The sequence below is a fragment of the Arthrobacter crystallopoietes genome, assembly GCF_017603825.1.
GTDB lineage: Bacteria > Actinomycetota > Actinomycetes > Actinomycetales > Micrococcaceae > Crystallibacter > Crystallibacter crystallopoietes_B.
On sequence record NZ_CP072014.1, the window covers coordinates 2,752,515 to 2,767,449 of the forward strand.

The 14,935-nt window shown below is 64.8% G+C and carries 14 protein-coding genes and 1 pseudogene; 9 read left to right on the forward strand and 6 right to left on the reverse strand.

Annotated features, from left to right (window positions below; translation table 11 throughout):
- The first annotated feature begins 155 nt into the window (after nt 1-155).
- Nucleotides 156-1,346, forward strand: coding sequence for an acyl-CoA dehydrogenase family protein (locus J5251_RS12640; RefSeq protein ID WP_208574178.1), 1,191 nt, complete (start codon nt 156-158; stop codon nt 1,344-1,346).
- Nucleotides 1,347-1,365: 19 nt separating this feature from the next.
- Here the strand turns inward: J5251_RS12640 and J5251_RS12645 are convergent, their stop codons facing one another.
- On the reverse strand, nt 1,366-1,953 hold the full coding sequence (locus J5251_RS12645; protein ID WP_208574179.1) for a M23 family metallopeptidase: 588 nt from the start codon (nt 1,951-1,953) through the stop codon (nt 1,366-1,368).
- A 470-nt stretch (nt 1,954-2,423) separates the two neighbouring features.
- Here J5251_RS12645 and rpsB point away from each other — a divergent pair, with 470 nt between their 5' ends.
- The 6 genes from rpsB (at nt 2,424) to J5251_RS12675 (ending at nt 7,488) form a co-directional block, all read left to right on the forward strand.
- Nucleotides 2,424-3,293 (forward strand): 30S ribosomal protein S2, encoded by an 870-nt coding sequence (rpsB, locus tag J5251_RS12650; protein ID WP_208574180.1) that lies wholly within the window; start codon nt 2,424-2,426, stop codon nt 3,291-3,293.
- A gap of 126 nt (nt 3,294-3,419) precedes the next feature.
- The gene (tsf, locus tag J5251_RS12655) at nt 3,420-4,259 is read left to right on the forward strand and encodes a translation elongation factor Ts (protein WP_139005941.1); all 840 of its coding nucleotides are present in this window, start codon (nt 3,420-3,422) and stop codon (nt 4,257-4,259) included.
- A 178-nt stretch (nt 4,260-4,437) separates the two neighbouring features.
- A complete protein-coding gene (pyrH, locus tag J5251_RS12660; RefSeq protein WP_208574181.1) occupies nt 4,438-5,187 on the forward strand; it encodes a UMP kinase in 750 nt (249 codons plus the stop codon).
- Nucleotides 5,188-5,300: 113 nt separating this feature from the next.
- On the forward strand, nt 5,301-5,858 hold the full coding sequence (frr, locus tag J5251_RS12665) for a ribosome recycling factor (RefSeq protein ID WP_139005943.1): 558 nt from the start codon (nt 5,301-5,303) through the stop codon (nt 5,856-5,858).
- Nucleotides 5,858-6,784, forward strand: coding sequence for a phosphatidate cytidylyltransferase (locus tag J5251_RS12670; RefSeq protein WP_139005944.1), 927 nt, complete (start codon nt 5,858-5,860; stop codon nt 6,782-6,784). Before frr ends, J5251_RS12670 begins: the two co-directional genes overlap by 1 nt.
- Before the next feature lie 113 nt (nt 6,785-6,897).
- Nucleotides 6,898-7,488 carry a DivIVA domain-containing protein gene (locus tag J5251_RS12675; RefSeq protein ID WP_139006042.1) on the forward strand — a complete coding sequence of 197 codons (591 nt, stop codon included), beginning with the start codon at nt 6,898-6,900 and terminating at the stop codon, nt 7,486-7,488.
- A gap of 12 nt (nt 7,489-7,500) precedes the next feature.
- Here J5251_RS12675 and J5251_RS12680 read toward each other — a convergent pair whose 3' ends face one another.
- The 4 genes from J5251_RS12680 to J5251_RS12695 all read right to left on the reverse strand — a co-directional run bounded on the left by J5251_RS12680 (nt 7,501) and on the right by J5251_RS12695 (nt 11,489).
- On the reverse strand, nt 7,501-8,994 hold the full coding sequence (locus J5251_RS12680; RefSeq protein ID WP_139005945.1) for a cation acetate symporter: 1,494 nt from the start codon (nt 8,992-8,994) through the stop codon (nt 7,501-7,503).
- Entirely contained in the window at nt 8,991-9,482 is a 492-nt protein-coding gene (locus tag J5251_RS12685) for a hypothetical protein (protein WP_348272918.1), read from the reverse strand. Before J5251_RS12685 ends, J5251_RS12680 begins: the two co-directional genes overlap by 4 nt.
- Nucleotides 9,479-10,198 carry a LytR/AlgR family response regulator transcription factor gene (locus tag J5251_RS12690; protein ID WP_139005946.1) on the reverse strand — a complete coding sequence of 240 codons (720 nt, stop codon included), beginning with the start codon at nt 10,196-10,198 and terminating at the stop codon, nt 9,479-9,481. The genes J5251_RS12685 and J5251_RS12690 overlap by 4 nt, the downstream gene beginning before the upstream one ends.
- An 88-nt stretch (nt 10,199-10,286) precedes the next feature.
- The gene (locus J5251_RS12695; RefSeq protein ID WP_139005947.1) at nt 10,287-11,489 is read right to left on the reverse strand and encodes a histidine kinase; all 1,203 of its coding nucleotides are present in this window, start codon (nt 11,487-11,489) and stop codon (nt 10,287-10,289) included.
- A gap of 264 nt (nt 11,490-11,753) precedes the next feature.
- Here J5251_RS12695 and J5251_RS12700 point away from each other — a divergent pair, with 264 nt between their 5' ends.
- Together J5251_RS12700 and J5251_RS12705 are read left to right on the forward strand one after the other, a co-directional pair.
- Nucleotides 11,754-12,125: a DUF485 domain-containing protein gene (locus tag J5251_RS12700; RefSeq protein WP_139005948.1), complete on the forward strand. Its 372-nt coding sequence runs from the start codon at nt 11,754-11,756 to the stop codon at nt 12,123-12,125.
- Nucleotides 12,125-13,741, forward strand: a complete 1,617-nt coding sequence (locus J5251_RS12705) for a solute symporter family protein (protein ID WP_139005949.1) — start codon at nt 12,125-12,127, stop codon at nt 13,739-13,741. Before J5251_RS12700 ends, J5251_RS12705 begins: the two co-directional genes overlap by 1 nt.
- Nucleotides 13,742-13,857: 116 nt before the next feature.
- On the opposite strand, the pseudogene ald reads toward J5251_RS12705, so the two are convergent.
- Nucleotides 13,858-14,929: pseudogene (gene ald / locus J5251_RS12710) on the reverse strand (alanine dehydrogenase).
- Between the last annotated feature and the right edge of the window lie 6 nt (nt 14,930-14,935).

A 14,935-nucleotide genomic window follows, 5' to 3' on the forward strand; every position in this document is an offset into this window, starting at 1 on the left:
ACTGTTCCCGGTTGCCGAGGATGTCCCATGTTACCGACCGGGTTTCACAGCGCCAAGGTTGCCCCGCGCCTGACGAATAGGTTATGTTACTGACGAGTAACATAATGACCGGGATGTGCTGTCGCATCCTGGATCCGTCAGCAAAGGATGCACCCATGGGCCGGACTGCCATTGATCCGAAGAATCTCCCGTATGCCAATGGGGACTTCTATGCCTTCGAAGAAGTTCTCTCGGCCCCGGAGCGGGCCCGGTTGCATGATGTCCGGGACTGGCTGGCAAAGGAAGTCCGGCCGATCGCTGTGGACTATTGGAACCGGGGAGAGTTCCCCATGGAACTCATCCCGAAACTGGCCGAACTCGACGTTGTCAGCCCTGTCCGCAGGCAAGGATTTTCGAACCTGTTGGCCGGGCTGCTGCATGCGGAATTCACTCGTGCGGATACCTCCATCGCGACCTTCATGGGAGTCCATGACGGGCTGTTCACCGGATCCATCGAGGCTCTGGCCTCGCAGGAGCAGCAGGATGCCTGGCTGCCGGACATCTATTCGTTGAAGAAGATCGGGGCTTTCGGGCTGACGGAACCGCTCGGTGGTTCGGACGTTGCCGGCGGCACGCGCACCACCGCCATCCGGGACGGGGAAAGCTGGATCCTCAACGGCGCCAAGCGTTGGATCGGCAATGCCACATTCTCCGACTGGGTAGTGATCTATGCCCGGGATGTGGCGGATAACCAGGTCAAGGGATTCCTGGTGGACACCACGCTGGAGGGCTACCAGGCCACGAAGATCGAGAACAAAATCAGCCTGCGCGCGGTGCAGAACGCGGACATTACTCTCGACAACGTGGTAGTGCCTGATGACTTCCACCTGAAGGGCTCCAACAGCTTCAAGGACACCAACAAGGTGCTGAAGGTGACCCGCCTGGCTGTGGCGTGGCAGGCGGTTGGGCAGCAAATGGCGGCCTTCGACGTCGCACGCCGCTATGCGGTCGAGCGGCACCAGTTCGGCAAACCGCTGGCCTCCTTCCAGTTGGTGCAGGAACAGCTCGTCCAGATTCTGGGCAACACGGTGGCGTCCACGGGCATGATGGTGCGCCTGGCCCAGTTGGAGGACGCGGGAGCTGCGAAGGACGAACAGTCTGCACTTGCCAAGGCGTTCACTACGGCCCGCATGCGTGAGTCTGTCGCGCTCGGCCGCGGCATCCTCGGTGGCAACGGCATTGTCACCGACTACGAAATGGCCAAGATCTTCGCCGATGCCGAGGCCATCTACTCCTACGAGGGAACCCGGGAGATCAACTCGCTGGTTACCGGTCGGGCCATCACGGGTATCGCCGCGTTCGTTTAGCCGTCCACTTCTCGGGTGTCTAGCTTCTTTCCATGGGCCGGGGGAGCAGAACCGAGGGCCGCATGTCCATAACGAACTGCAGTGGGTTGATGTATTCCTCCCCCCGCCGCACGCCCCAGTGCAGGCAGCCGGGCGGGCAGTGCGATGCCCCGTCCACGGTCCCCAGCACGGCGCCCTTGTCCACTGGATCGCCCTTCTTCAGTTCGCTGGATACAGGTTCAAAGCTGCTGCGCAGCCCGTTGCCGTGATCGATAGTGATGACGGGACGGTCCACAACCCAGCCGACGAAGCTGACAGTACCGTTCTGCGGAGCGAGTACTGAAGCGCCGTCGTGCATCTTCAGATCAACCCCTCGGTGCCCCCGGGACCAGGGCTCCGGCGGGGGATCAAACGCTGCCAGCACGGCCGGGTTCGGATCCGTCGGCCAGTTCCATATCGGGGCGTAATTTCCGGTCGCGCCCGTCGAGGGCGGTGTGCCGGGCAGCGGGACGTCGGCTGCAGTCAGCAGAAGAACGACGGCGGCTGCCCACGCCAGCCGAAGAATGTGCGGCGAGAAGGGCAGTTGGATTCTTCTGGGGGACTGTTCAAGGGGGCCGGGCAATTCCATAGGGTCGATGCTCCGCGTTGTGATGCAGCGGCGCGAGGGTCCCGCCGCCGGCTGTGCGTACGGCCGCGGCATGCGGCAGTTGTGCAGGAAGGGTGGAAAGGCCAATCGAAGTACGCAGGTTCCGGGGGTCGAAGAGCGGCAAAGTCCGGCCCCCGACGTGTAGTACACTAGGCAAAGCAGTTTTCTGCCTCCATGAGTCATGTCTTGGTCCTGTTTATCCATTCGGAATTTACGACCGGGATACATGGTGGGGGAGCTGACTACGCGTTTCCGTTTCCCGCCGCAGAGTCTTCTACGGCAGGGGTATGTCCAGGCGGTCCGGTAAAGCCGGTCCGGACTTACGTCCCGTTCGCGAACAGGACTGACGGAAGCCAGGAGCTTCGCCCGAACCCGGGCGGCGAGCTAATAACCGTCTATTGGCAGAATCTACCCGCGCTGAAGCCGGGAATCCTGCCGGAAGGAGTGACGACATGCCAGTCGTTACCATGCGCCAGCTGCTCGACAGCGGCGTTCACTTTGGTCACCAGACCCGTCGTTGGAACCCGAAGATGAAGCGCTTCATCTTCACCGAGCGCAACGGCATCTACATCATTGACCTGCAGCAGTCGCTGTCCTACATCGACCGCGCTTACGAGTTCGTCAAGGCCACTGTCGCCCACGGCGGCACTGTGCTCTTCGTCGGCACCAAGAAGCAGGCCCAGGAAGCAATCGCCGAGCAGGCCACCCGCGTTGGCCAGCCGTACGTGAACCAGCGCTGGCTGGGCGGTATGCTGACCAACTTCCAGACCGTTTCCCGCCGGATCCAGCGTCTGAAGGAACTCGAAGAGATCAACTTCGAGGATGTTGCCAGCTCCGGCCGCACCAAGAAGGAACTCCTGCTGCTGCAGCGCGAGAAGAACAAGCTGGAAACCACTCTCGGTGGTATCCGCAACCTGACCAAGGCTCCGTCCGTGGTCTGGATCGTGGACACCAAGAAGGAGCACCTCGCAGTTGACGAGGCGCAGAAGCTGAACATCCCGGTTGTTGCCATCCTCGACACCAACTGCGATCCGGACGAGGTCGACTTCCCGATTCCGGGCAACGACGACGCCATCCGCTCCGTCAACCTGCTCACCCGCGTTGTCGCCGACGCCGTGGCCGAGGGCCTGATCGCCCGCCAGAACAAGGCAGCCGGCAACACCGAGGCACCCGTCGAGCCGATGGCCGAGTGGGAGCGCGAGCTGCTCGAAGGTAACTCCGAGGCTCCGGCCGCTGAAGCCAAGACCGAAGAGGCTCCTGCCGGGGAAGCTGAGGCTCCGGCCGAGGCTGCTGAAGCTCCGGCTGCAGAGACCGACAAGTAAATCTGATCTTCAGCCGCAGGTGATCTAGCCGCCTGCGGAGGATGTCTGCTGGTGCGGCCGGCCGAAATTCGGCCGGCCGCACTGGCGGAACACACAACTACTTATTACGGAGGGACTGGAGTCCAAATGGCGAATTACACCGCTGCTGATATTAAGGCTCTGCGCGAGCGCACCGGCGCTGGCATGATGGATGTCAAGAAGGCTCTCGATGAGGCCAACGGCGACGCCGACAAGGCCATGGAGCTCATCCGCATCAAGGGCCTAAAGGGCGCTACCAAGCGTGAAGGCCGCTCCACCGCCGAAGGTCTGGTTGCTGCCAAGGTCATCGACGGAACCGTCGGTGTCATGGTCGAGGTCAACTGCGAAACCGACTTCGTTGCCAAGTCCGCTAAGTTCATCGAACTGGCCGACAAGGTTCTCTCGGTTGCCGTCGAGTCCGGCGCTGCCGAACTGGACGCACTGCTGGCCACCGACGTCGAGGGCAAGCCGCTGAGCGAGGTTGTCGTCGAAGAGGGCGCCATCCTCGGCGAGAAGGTTGTTGTCCGCCGTCTGGCACGCCTCGAAGGCAAGACCGTTGACGCCTACCTTCACAAGACGTCCAAGGACCTGCCTGCCCAGGTTGGCGTGCTGTTCGCTGTTGACGCCGTGGGTGAGGCTGCTGTCGAGGCCGCGCATGACGTGGCCGTGCACATTGCTGCTTACTCGCCGACCTACCTGGTCCGCGAAGAAGTTCCGGCCGAGACCGTTGAGAATGAGCGCCGGATTGCCGACGAGACCGCTCGCGCCGAGAACAAGCCCGAGGCTGCGCTGCCGAAGATCGTTGAAGGCCGCCTCAATGGCTTCTTCAAGGAGATCGTGCTGCTCGACCAGCCGTTCGCCAAGGACCCGAAGGTCAACGTTGGCAAGGTCCTCGAGCAGGCCGGTGCGAATGCATCCGGTTTCGCCCGGTTCCGCGTAGGCGCCTGATAGCATCGCGCTTAGCAAATAATGGCATGCGCCGTCCGCGGCGCAGCACCGTGTAGCGAGGAGGGGGTGGTCACCCACAGGTGGCCGCCCCTTTTTCCTGCCCAGAATCTCAGTCTTTAGTCCAGTTCAATCCCTACAGGTCCTTTTCCCAGGACCGACAGCACGCCCGGGAGGCACGATGGAACCCCAGCACGCAACCGAAACCCATTCCGCCGAGGTGGACCCTAAGCGGCGCCGCGTTCTGCTCAAGCTCTCCGGCGAAGTTTTCGGCGGGGGTAAACTCGGCGTCGATCCGGACACCGTCCGCGGCATCGCCAAGCAGATCGCTGCAACCGTGGGACAGGTCGAGGTTGCGATCGTGGTCGGCGGCGGCAACTTCTTCCGGGGCGCCGAGCTCTCGCAGTCCGGGATGGACCGTTCCCGCGCCGATTACATGGGGATGCTGGGCACCGTCATGAATTGCCTCGCGCTGCAGGACTTCCTCGAACAGGCCGGCGTTGACACCCGCGTCCAAAGCGCCATCACCATGGGCCAGGTTGCCGAGGCGTACATTCCCCGCCGGGCCATCCGCCACATGGAAAAGGGCCGCGTGGTTATCTTCGGTGCCGGCGCCGGCCTGCCGTATTTCTCCACTGACACCGTTGCTGCCCAGCGTGCGCTGGAAGTCCATGCCGACGTCGTACTCATGGCCAAGAACGGGGTAGACGGGGTTTACACGGCGGACCCGAAGAAGGATCCGGCGGCTGAGAAGCTGGACAGCCTGACTTACGACGACGCGATGCGCCGCAATATCCGTGTCATGGACCAGACGGCATTCAGCCTGTGCAAGGACAACAAGCTGGCCATGGTGGTCTTCGGGATGGAGGGCGAGGGCAATGTCAGCCGCGCCATCCTGGGCGAGAAGATCGGGACCTTCGTGTCCGCCTAAGCGCACCCGCGCATTACCCGGAGCGCCTGCCCGTCGGCGGTTCCGGATAGCCTAGGATGGATAACAGAGTCCTTGCCGCCATGAAGGCGGACATAATTGTCTGAGGAGACGCCGTGATCGAAGAAACAATGCTAGAGGCTGCCGAGAAGATGGACAAGGCGGTGGAAGTGGCCAAGGAAGACTTCGCTACTATCCGTACCGGCCGCGCGAACCCGGCATTGTTTTCGAAGGTCACCGTCAACTACTACGGTTCCCCGACCCCGCTGCAGCAGCTGGCTTCGTTCCAGAACCCGGAAGCGCGCACTCTGCTCATCACGCCGTTCGACAAGTCGGCGCTGAACGACATTGAGAAGGCCCTGCGCGATTCGGACGTCGGCGCCAACCCGGCCAATGACGGCAACGTCATCCGCGTGGTCCTGCCGGAGCTGACTCAGGAACGCCGTAAGGAATACGTCAAGATTGTCCGGAGCAAGGCCGAGGACGCGAAGGTTTCCATCCGCAATATCCGCCGTAAGGCGATGGACAACATCGCCAAGCAGGTCAAGGACGGCGACATCGGCGAAGACGAGGGAGCGCGCGCCGAAAAGGAACTGGACGCCAGGACCAAGGCCCACACGGACAACGTGGATGAGCTGCTCAAGCGCAAAGAAGCTGAGCTGCTCGAAGTCTGATGGGTACCGACCAGCCTTCCACCCAGGCTGGCGGTTCGCCGGCACCTGAGGCTGGTTCCGGGTCTCAGAAGGCCGGACCAGGGCGACGGGCGCTGCGGGCCGCGGCCACGCCTTCACGGGCAGGGCGCAACCTTCCCGCCGCCATCATCGTCGGCTTGGCGCTCCTCGTGGCAGTCCTGGTGGGACTCTTCTTCCTGCCTGACGCGTTTGTGGTGCTGGTATCGGTTTTCGCCCTGATCGGGGTCTGGGAAGTTTCCCGCGCGCTAACAGTCAAGACCATCTTTGTGCCGCAGGTCCCGCTGTATGCCGGAGCCTTCGCCATGCCGCTAGCTGCGTACTACGGTGGCCCGGAAGCACTGGCCTTCGCGCTCGTGGCGACGGCGGTTGCGCTCATGGTCTACAAATGCCTGGACCGGGCGCAGGACGCCGTGCGCAGCATCATGAGCGGAGTGTTCATTCTCTGCTGGGTACCGCTGTTTATCAGCTTTGCGGTCCTGCTGCTGGACGAGGACAACGGCGCGCTGAAAGTGATGACCATGCTCTTGCTGGTTGTCTCCAACGACACTTTCGGTTATCTGGTGGGAGTACTGTTCGGCAAGCATCCGATGGCTCCGAAGATCAGCCCGAAGAAATCCTGGGAGGGGTTCGCCGGATCGGTGGGTGGCGCCGTCGTTGTTGGAATTCTCTGCTCGGTGTTTATCCTCGACCTGCAGTGGTGGTTCGGGCTGGTACTGGCTATTGCCACCGTCGCCGCCTCCACGGCGGGAGACCTGGCCGAATCCATGGTCAAACGTGAGCTCGGCATCAAGGACATGAGCAACATCCTGCCCGGCCACGGCGGCGTCATGGACCGGCTCGACTCGATCGTTTTCGCCGCGCCGGTGGCCTATGTGCTGGCCGTGCTGCTGGCGCCAGGGGCGATCTAGGCGGGCCACCGCATAAATAATTCAAGAACGCGTTCCGGCGGGCATGCCGGGCACAGGGATTGGGGAGTTTGGCATACCAGATGTCACTACTGAAGAGGGAAGCATCGACGACGATGGTGCGACAAAAGAATGAGGCGGGCCGGGGCAGCGCACCGTTTGAACGCGTGGGACGCCGCGAGCACGGCTACAACGTCCGCCAAGTGGACCAGTTCCTGGCCCGCGCCCGGGAGTACTACAACGCCAACGACCCCGACAGCGGGCAGATCACCAGCCGCGACGTGCGCGCGATGACCTTTGAACCGGCCCGCGGCGGTTATGACCCGCGCGCCGTCGACTCGGCACTGGACCGGCTGGAGGATGTTTTCGCCCAGCGGGAGCGCGATGCGCTGATCGCCGCCGAGGGAGAACAGGCCTGGCTGGCCCAGATCGGCCGCGTTTCGGCGGTGCTCCGCGCCCGGCTCCACCGCGAGCCCGGGGACCGCTTCCGCCGTCCCGCCAAGCGCAATGCCCCCAGCTACAACGTGCAGGACGTGGACGCGCTGTGCTCCGAACTGCTGGCCTACTTTGAAAACGACCAGCCGCTGAGCGTCGACATTGTCCGCCGTTCGGTGTTCCGCGAGGCCAAGGGCCAGGACGGTTACGAGGAAACCCAGGTGGATGCGTTCCTGGACCGGGTTGTCGAGCTCATGGCGGCTATCGACTGATCAGCTGCGTGATCACCGGCCCACCGTGCGCGGCGCCGGATGGTGGTGTTCGGGCGAGTGCAGCCTCGCCATCACCCGCGCCACCGTCAGGGGCCGGCGCGATGCCGTCAGCTTCGATACGGCGATAGTGACCACGAACGCCACCGGCACGCTCCAGGCCGCCGGCTGGGCGAGCAGTTCCTCGAACCGGCCCAGTGCGTTTCCTGCGAATGCGGCAAGCATGACCGCCGCCCCGCACAGCACCGCCCCGGTGACCATGCCGGCGATGGCTCCGGCGTCGGTCAGCCCGCGCCACCAGATGCCCAGCAGCAGCAGCGGGCAGATGGTGGACGCGGTGAAGGCGAACACCGTGCCCACGCTTCCGGCCAGGGCCAGCGAGTCCGTGGCCAGCGCAACCCCCAACGGCACGACGGCGGAGAGCACCGCTGCCCAGCGGAAACCGCGGACGCTGCCTCGGAACAGGTCCTGGCTGACCACGCCGGCCAGCGACACCACCAGGCCCGACGTGGTGGACAGGAACGCGGCAAACGCGCCGGCAATGACCAGGGCCGAGAGCAGGTCCCCGGCGGCGCCGTCGAAAATCCGGGCCGGCAGCAGCAGGACCGTAGCGTCGGCCTGGCTTCCGGTGGCCAAGTCCGGCGTGTAGATCCGGCCGAGCACACCGGAGAGCGTGGGGAAAATGTAGAACAGCGAGAGCAGTCCCAGCACAATGACCGTGGTGCGCCGGGCGGTGGGGCCGTCGGGGTTGGTGTAGAAACGCACCAGCACATGCGGCAGGCCCAGCGTGCCGAACAGCAGCGCGGTGATCAGCGAAATGTTGCGGTACAGCGACGCCTCGTCGGAGACATCGAGGTCACTGCGGAAGACCGCGCCGCCGTCGGTAATCGGTTGCGAAGTGCTCCCGAGGGCCAGCAGCACAAAGATCACCGGCACGGCCAACGCGGTCAGTTTCAGCCAGTACTGGAAGGCCTGCACAAAGGTGATCGAGCGCATCCCGCCGGTCACCACGGACAGCACCACCACAACAACGACGGCGGCGGCGCCCACCCAGCCGGGCAGGCCGGTAGTGATCCGCACAGTCAGCGCGGCGCCGTGGAGCTGCGGGACGATGTAGAGCCAGCCGACGATGACCACCAGCAGGCTGGTGACGGTGCGGGCCGGGCGCGAATCCAGCCGGGCGGCGGCAAAATCCGGAATGGTGTAGGCGCCGGACCGGCGCAGCGGGGCCGCCACAAAGAGCAGCAGCATCAAGTAGCCGGCGGTGTAGCCGATGGGGAACCACAGGGCATCGATGCCCGAAACCAGGATCAGGCCGGCCACGCCGAGGAAGCTGGCCGCCGAGAGGTACTCGCCGCCGATCGCCGAGGCGTTCCACCACGGCCGCACCGTCCGCGAGGCGACGTAGAAGTCCCCGGTGGTACGCGAAATCCGCAGCCCGTAGACACCGATGAGCACGGTTGCCGCGCAGACCGCGGCCAGCGCGGCAAGACCGACCGGCGGGTTCATTCAGCGCCTCCCGGCGAGCTTGACCAACCCGGCCGGGCAAGGCGGTCATCGTCCACCAGTTGGCGGAAGCGGCGCTCGTTCCTGGCCGCGGCGCGGTTGTAGAGCGCTGCGCTGACCAGGATGACCGGATAGATGCCCACGCCCAGCAGCAGCCAGGGCAACGGGACGGTGAACAGCGTGATGTCGTTGATGTGCGGAAAGAGGACCATCAGCACCGGCACGCCGGCCATTATCACGCCGAATCCGCCGGCGACCACCAGCGCCAGCCGCAGCTGGGAGCGGATCAGCGAGCGGATGAAGATCTCGCCGACCTCGGACTGCTCAGCCAGCTCGCGCGAAACGCTGTAGCGGCCCGGCGCCAGCGGGGCTTTTGACCGCGGCGCCGTCACCCGCACGCGCTTGGGCCGGTCGGCGCGCGGTTCGCGGCCGCCTGCCGGCGGTGCGGGTGGTTCCGGATGATCCGTGGGCCGCTCGGGCTGCCCGGTCATCCGCGCGGCCTGACGCGGTTGGCTTCGAGCTTGTCCCGCACGGCCGGCAGATGCCGCCGGCTCACCGGCAGTTCCGCCCCGTTGATCAGCACCGATGCCTTGCCGGCCGTGATACGCACCTGCTGGACCTGGTTCATTGCCACCAGATACGAGCGGTGGATGCGCAGGTAGCCGGCGTCCTCCCACTGCTGCTCGAGATCGTTCAGCGGAACCCGGATGAGGTAGCTGGCCTCGGCCGTGTGCAGCCGGGCGTAGTCGCCCTGGGCCTGTACGTACTTGATCTCGTCACGCCTGATCATCTTGGTAATGCCGCCCTGGTCCACCGTGATGACCTCGGGTTTGGCGTCGCCGTCTTCGATCAGCTCGCAGATCCGGCGTACGGACTCGGCCAGCCGTTCGGGCCGGACCGGCTTGAGCAGGTAGTCCACCGCGGCCAGTTCGAACGCCTGCAGCGCCTGGTCCTCGTCGGCGGTCACAAATACGACGGCGGGAGGCCGGCTGAAGCGGGAAATGACACGGGCGATGTCCAGCCCGGAAAGTGCCGGCATGTGGATGTCCAGGAACAGTGCGTCAACGTCGTGGCTTTCCAACGCCCGCAATGCCTCGGCACCGCTCATGGCCTTGTAGATGTTTTCTATCCGCGGGTCCCGGGACAGCAGGTAGGCAAGGGCCTCGACGGCAGGGAATTCATCATCCGCGATGACAACGTTGACCATGCCTGACAGTCTATTGCGTTACGCACTCCTGCTCCGCTTGCACGGCGCCGCTTCGACGGGATTACCACCGCGTGGACGGGATTGTCACCTAGACGACGTTGTCCGGCTGGAACTTCGGCACGCGCATGGTGATCAGGGTGCCCTGCCCGGGAGCGGTTTCCACCACCAGGCCGTGTTCGTCCCCATAGACCTGCCGCAGCCGGGAGTCCACATTGCGCAGGCCCACGTGGTCGCCCTCGGTGTGTCCGGCGAGCACCTGCCGCAGATGCTCAGGATCCATCCCCACGCCGTCGTCCTCGATAGTGACGACGGCGTAGGCGCCGGCGTCGTGGGCGGTAATGGTGATGTGGCCGGTGCCCTCCTTCGCCTCCAGGCCGTGCCGGACCGCGTTCTCCACCAGCGGCTGGAGGGATAGGAAGGGGATCACCGTGCTGAGCACCTCCGGACCGATCTGCAGGCTGACTTTGAGCCGGTCGCCGAATCGCGCGCGTTCCAGCAGCAGGTAGCGGTCGATGGATTTCAGTTCTTCCGCCACGGTGGTGAAGTCGCCGTGGCGCCGGAACGAGTAGCGGGTGAAGTCGGCGAACTCGATGACCAGTTCGCGGGCGCGTACCGGGTCGGTGAGGATGTAGGACGCAATGGCATTGAGCGAGTTGTAGATGAAGTGCGGGCTGATCTGCGCGCGCAGCGCGCGGACTTCGGCCTCCATCAGCAAGGTGCGCGAGGCGTCCAGCTCCGCCAGCTCGATCTGCGTGGCTACCCAGCCGGCAACCTCATTCGCGGCCCGGACCAGCGACGCCCCGACATGCTCGGTGTAGGCGCCGACCGTCCCCACCACCCGGTCCTGCACCTGGATCGGGGAGAAGACGGCCTCCGTCACGGGGTTCTCGCGCAGGTCCGCGCCGGGAACGGCGAGCCCGGGCTTGCGGAAGACCTGGGTCCGGCCACTGTCCAGCACCTTGCGTGCCAGTGCCATTGCCTCTGCTTCCCGCGGTGCGTGGGTGCCGTCCCACGCCAGCATCGAGGACTCGTCCGTGATGACCAGATCGTTGCTGCCGAGCATTTCGCGCAGGTAGCGGGCGGCCTTGCCTGCGCCGGCGGGGGAGAGCCCGGTGCGCAGGAACGGCGCCGCCAGGCCCGCGGTATGCAAAGTGGTGTACGTGGCCAGCTCGGCCTCGGACCCCAGATCCCGGCTGGAGCGGGCGAGCTTGAAGCCGATCAGTGCGATGACCGCCACCGTGACGGCCGCGATGGCCACAATGAGCGCGATGTCGACGGCCGTGCTGAACATTCCTCCACGATAACCCCCATGACAACGTCACCCGGGCGCCGCCGTCGTCGATTGAACCTGAGGGCGCCGGACAGCGACGGACGGCGCACCATCGCTGCCGCGCCCGCACTGGGAAGTGCCCTCGCCACATGCTGTTCGGCGCAGCGGCCCGCCGTTCACCGCAGGCCGGTTGCCGTTCACCGATCGCTCCCGCCCGGCATAAAGACATGTGCCGAATCACATAAGAGAGTGATTGCAGTCACAAAATCCCCAAGAGGAGGAGACATGGGACAAAATCCCACCCCGGAGGCCGATTTCACGGCAGCCGTGGACTTCGAGAAAGTCCAGCAGGAACCGAAGTTCCAGGAGCTGCGGCGCCGGCACCGCAGCTTCGTGTTCCCCATGGCCATCGCATTCCTGCTGTGGTACTTCGCCTACGTCCTGTTGGCCGATTATGCGCACGACTTCATGTCCACCAAGGTGATCGGCAACATCAACATCGGTTTGATCCTGGGACTGCTCCAGTTTGTCAGCACGTTCGTGATCACCATGTGGTACGTCAGTTTCGCAAACAAGAAGCTGGATCCGATCGCGGCCGAGATGCGCAGCGAGCTTGAGTCCGCGGCCGTCAAGCCCCAGGCAGGAGAAAAGAACTGATGCTTCCCTTGACCACCACCACGCAGGCCGAGACGCAGGTCGGCGAGCCCTGGCTGAACATCACCATTTTCGGTCTCTTCGTGGCGATCACCATGGTGATCGTGCTGCGGGCCAGCCGCAACAACAAGACGGCCGCCGACTACTACGCGGCCGGCCGCTCCTTCACCGGCGGACAGAACGGCACCGCAATTGCCGGCGACTACCTCTCCGCCGCCTCCTTCCTCGGGATCTGCGGGGCAATCGCCATCAACGGCTATGACGGCTTCATGTACTCCATCGGCTTCCTGGTCGCCTGGCTGGTGGCTCTCCTCCTCGTAGCGGAACTGCTGCGCAACACCGGCAAGTTCACCATGGCCGATGTGCTCTCGTTCCGGTTGAAGCAGCGCCCGGTGCGCATCGCCGCCGCAACGACCACGCTGGCGGTCTGTTTCTTCTACCTGCTGGCCCAGATGGCCGGCGCGGGCGGCCTTGTCTCCCTGCTGCTGGGCATCGACGACCGGCTCGGCCAGTCCATCGTCATTGTGGTGGTCGGCGCGCTGATGATCCTGTACGTACTGGTGGGCGGAATGAAGGGCACCACCTGGGTGCAGATCATCAAGGCCTGCCTGCTGATCGCCGGCGCGTTCATCATGACCATCTGGGTCCTGGCGATGTACGGCTTCAACCTCTCCGCGCTGCTCGGCGATGCCGCCGCTACGGCCGGCACCACTGACATCCTGAATCCGGGGATGCAGTACGGCGTCAGCGAAACCTCCAAGTTCGACTTCATCTCGCTGGCCCTGGCTCTGGTACTCGGTACCGCTGGGCTGCCGCACGTGCTGATGCGCTTCTACACCGTTCCGACCGCCAAGGAGGCCCGCAAGTCCGTGGTCTGGGCAATCTGGCTGATCGGCGCCTTCTACTTGTTCACGCTGGTGCTCGGCTACGGTGCCGGCGCGATGATCGGACCGGACGTCATCGAGGCCGCTCCCGGCGGCGTGAACTCCGCCGCACCGCTGCTGGCGTTCGAGCTCGGCGGCCCGCTGCTGCTGGGGCTGATCTCCGCCGTCGCGTTCGCGACCATCCTGGCCGTGGTGGCCGGCCTGACCATCACTGCCGCGGCCTCCTTTGCACACGACATCTATGCCAACGTGGTCCGCAAGGGCCAGGTTGACGCCGACGGCGAGGTGAAGGTTGCCCGCCGTACCGTGGTGGTCATCGGTGTCCTCTCCATTCTGGGCGGCATCGGCGCCCAGGGCCAGAACATCGCCTTCCTGGTGGCGCTGGCCTTCGCGGTGGCGGCTTCGGCGAACCTGCCGACCATCATCTACTCGCTGTTCTGGAAGAAGTTCTCCACCCAGGGCGCCATCTGGTCCATGTACGGCGGCCTGGCCGCTGCGCTGTTCCTGATCGCGTTCTCCCCGGTGGTCTCCGGCTCGGAGACCTCGATGATCCCGGGAGCGGACTTCGCCTGGTTCCCGCTGAAGAACCCCGGCATCATCTCGATCCCGCTGGCGTTCTTCCTCGGCTGGCTGGGCACGGTGCTCGACAAGCGCGTCGAGGATCCGGCCAAGCAGGCGGAAATGGAAGTCCGTTCACTGACCGGCGTCGGCGCCGAAAAGGCAGTCGACCACTAGCCGGACGGCAATACAACTGCACGGCACCGCGGCGGGCCCGGAGATTTCCGGGCCCGCTTCGTGCGTTGCAGGCCAGCTTCCAGGCGCGTCCCTAACATGTAGTGGCGTAACCGGGGTCAGGCCAGCTGCGGGTGGGCCAGCCGGACCGGCTCCGAAACGATCCGGCCGTCCCGGGTATTGATACCGGGCAGCAGTTCCGGCAGCTTGCGGGCAGCCGCGTCCAGCCCGTCCCGCGTTATCGCCTTGACGTAGGGCAGGGTGGCATTGGTCAGCGCGTACGTGGAGGTGCGGGGCACGGCCCCGGGCATGTTGGCAACGCAGTAGAACATGGTGTCGTGGACCGGGTAGGTGGGATAGGCGTGGGTGGTGGGACGAGAGTCTTCGAAGCAGCCGCCCTGGTCGATGGAGATGTCCACCAGCACGGCTCCCGACCGCAACCGGCTGACCAGTTCGTTGCTGACCAGCTTCGGCGCTTTGGCCCCCGGCACCAGCACCGCTCCGATGACCATGTCCGCCTCGCTGACTGCGGCGTCGAGTTCCAGTGCATTGCTGGCGATGGTGTTGACCCGGCCCTGGTAGAGATCGTCGAGTTCCTGCAGCCGACGGACATTCGTGTCCAGCACCGTGACATTCGACCGCATGCCGACGGCGATGGATACCGAGTTGGAGCCCGCCACTCCGGCACCGATAACGACGACGTTGGCCGCGTGCGTGCCGGGGATGCCGCCAAGCAGGATCCCGCGCCCGCTTTGGGACTTCATCAGTGTGTAGGCCCCGACCTGCGGTGCGAGCCGGCCTGCCACCTCGGACATCGGCGCCAGCAGCGGCAGCGAGCGGTCCGGCAGCTGCACCGTTTCGTAGGCCACGGCCGTCACGCCGCGGTCGCACAGTTCCTTCGTCAGCGGTGCATCGGCGGCAAGATGAAGGTAGGTGAAGAGGATCAGGTCCTCGCGCTACCGGCTCCTTGACCTTCAGCACCATCTCGGCCCGCGCCCACGTCTCGTCCGCCGAGCCGAGGACACTGGCACCGGCGGCGGCATAATCCTCGTCCGTGATGGAGGAGCCGTTGCCTGCCCCGGTTTCCACGAGCACCTCATGGCCGGCCAGCGTGAGCTCGTGCACGCCGGATGGAGTAATGGCGACCCGGAACTCGTTGTTCTTTACTTCTCGGGGAACACCAACACGCATGGCATC

Coding starts and splice junctions, on each gene's coding strand:
- J5251_RS12700 (WP_139005948.1), top strand. CDS start 11,754: ATGGGACAAAATCCCACCCCGGAGGCCGATTTCACGGCAGCCGTGGAC.
- J5251_RS12695 (WP_139005947.1), bottom strand. CDS start 11,489: ATGTTCAGCACGGCCGTCGACATCGCGCTCATTGTGGCCATCGCGGCC.
- J5251_RS12640 (WP_208574178.1), top strand. CDS start 156: ATGGGCCGGACTGCCATTGATCCGAAGAATCTCCCGTATGCCAATGGG.
- J5251_RS12680 (WP_139005945.1), bottom strand. CDS start 8,994: ATGAACCCGCCGGTCGGTCTTGCCGCGCTGGCCGCGGTCTGCGCGGCA.
- J5251_RS12705 (WP_139005949.1), top strand. CDS start 12,125: ATGCTTCCCTTGACCACCACCACGCAGGCCGAGACGCAGGTCGGCGAG.
- J5251_RS12690 (WP_139005946.1), bottom strand. CDS start 10,198: ATGGTCAACGTTGTCATCGCGGATGATGAATTCCCTGCCGTCGAGGCC.
- rpsB (WP_208574180.1), top strand. CDS start 2,424: ATGCCAGTCGTTACCATGCGCCAGCTGCTCGACAGCGGCGTTCACTTT.
- J5251_RS12675 (WP_139006042.1), top strand. CDS start 6,898: ATGGTGCGACAAAAGAATGAGGCGGGCCGGGGCAGCGCACCGTTTGAA.
- tsf (WP_139005941.1), top strand. CDS start 3,420: ATGGCGAATTACACCGCTGCTGATATTAAGGCTCTGCGCGAGCGCACC.
- J5251_RS12685 (WP_348272918.1), bottom strand. CDS start 9,482: ATGACCGGGCAGCCCGAGCGGCCCACGGATCATCCGGAACCACCCGCA.
- J5251_RS12670 (WP_139005944.1), top strand. CDS start 5,858: ATGGGTACCGACCAGCCTTCCACCCAGGCTGGCGGTTCGCCGGCACCT.
- J5251_RS12645 (WP_208574179.1), bottom strand. CDS start 1,953: ATGGAATTGCCCGGCCCCCTTGAACAGTCCCCCAGAAGAATCCAACTG.
- pyrH (WP_208574181.1), top strand. CDS start 4,438: ATGGAACCCCAGCACGCAACCGAAACCCATTCCGCCGAGGTGGACCCT.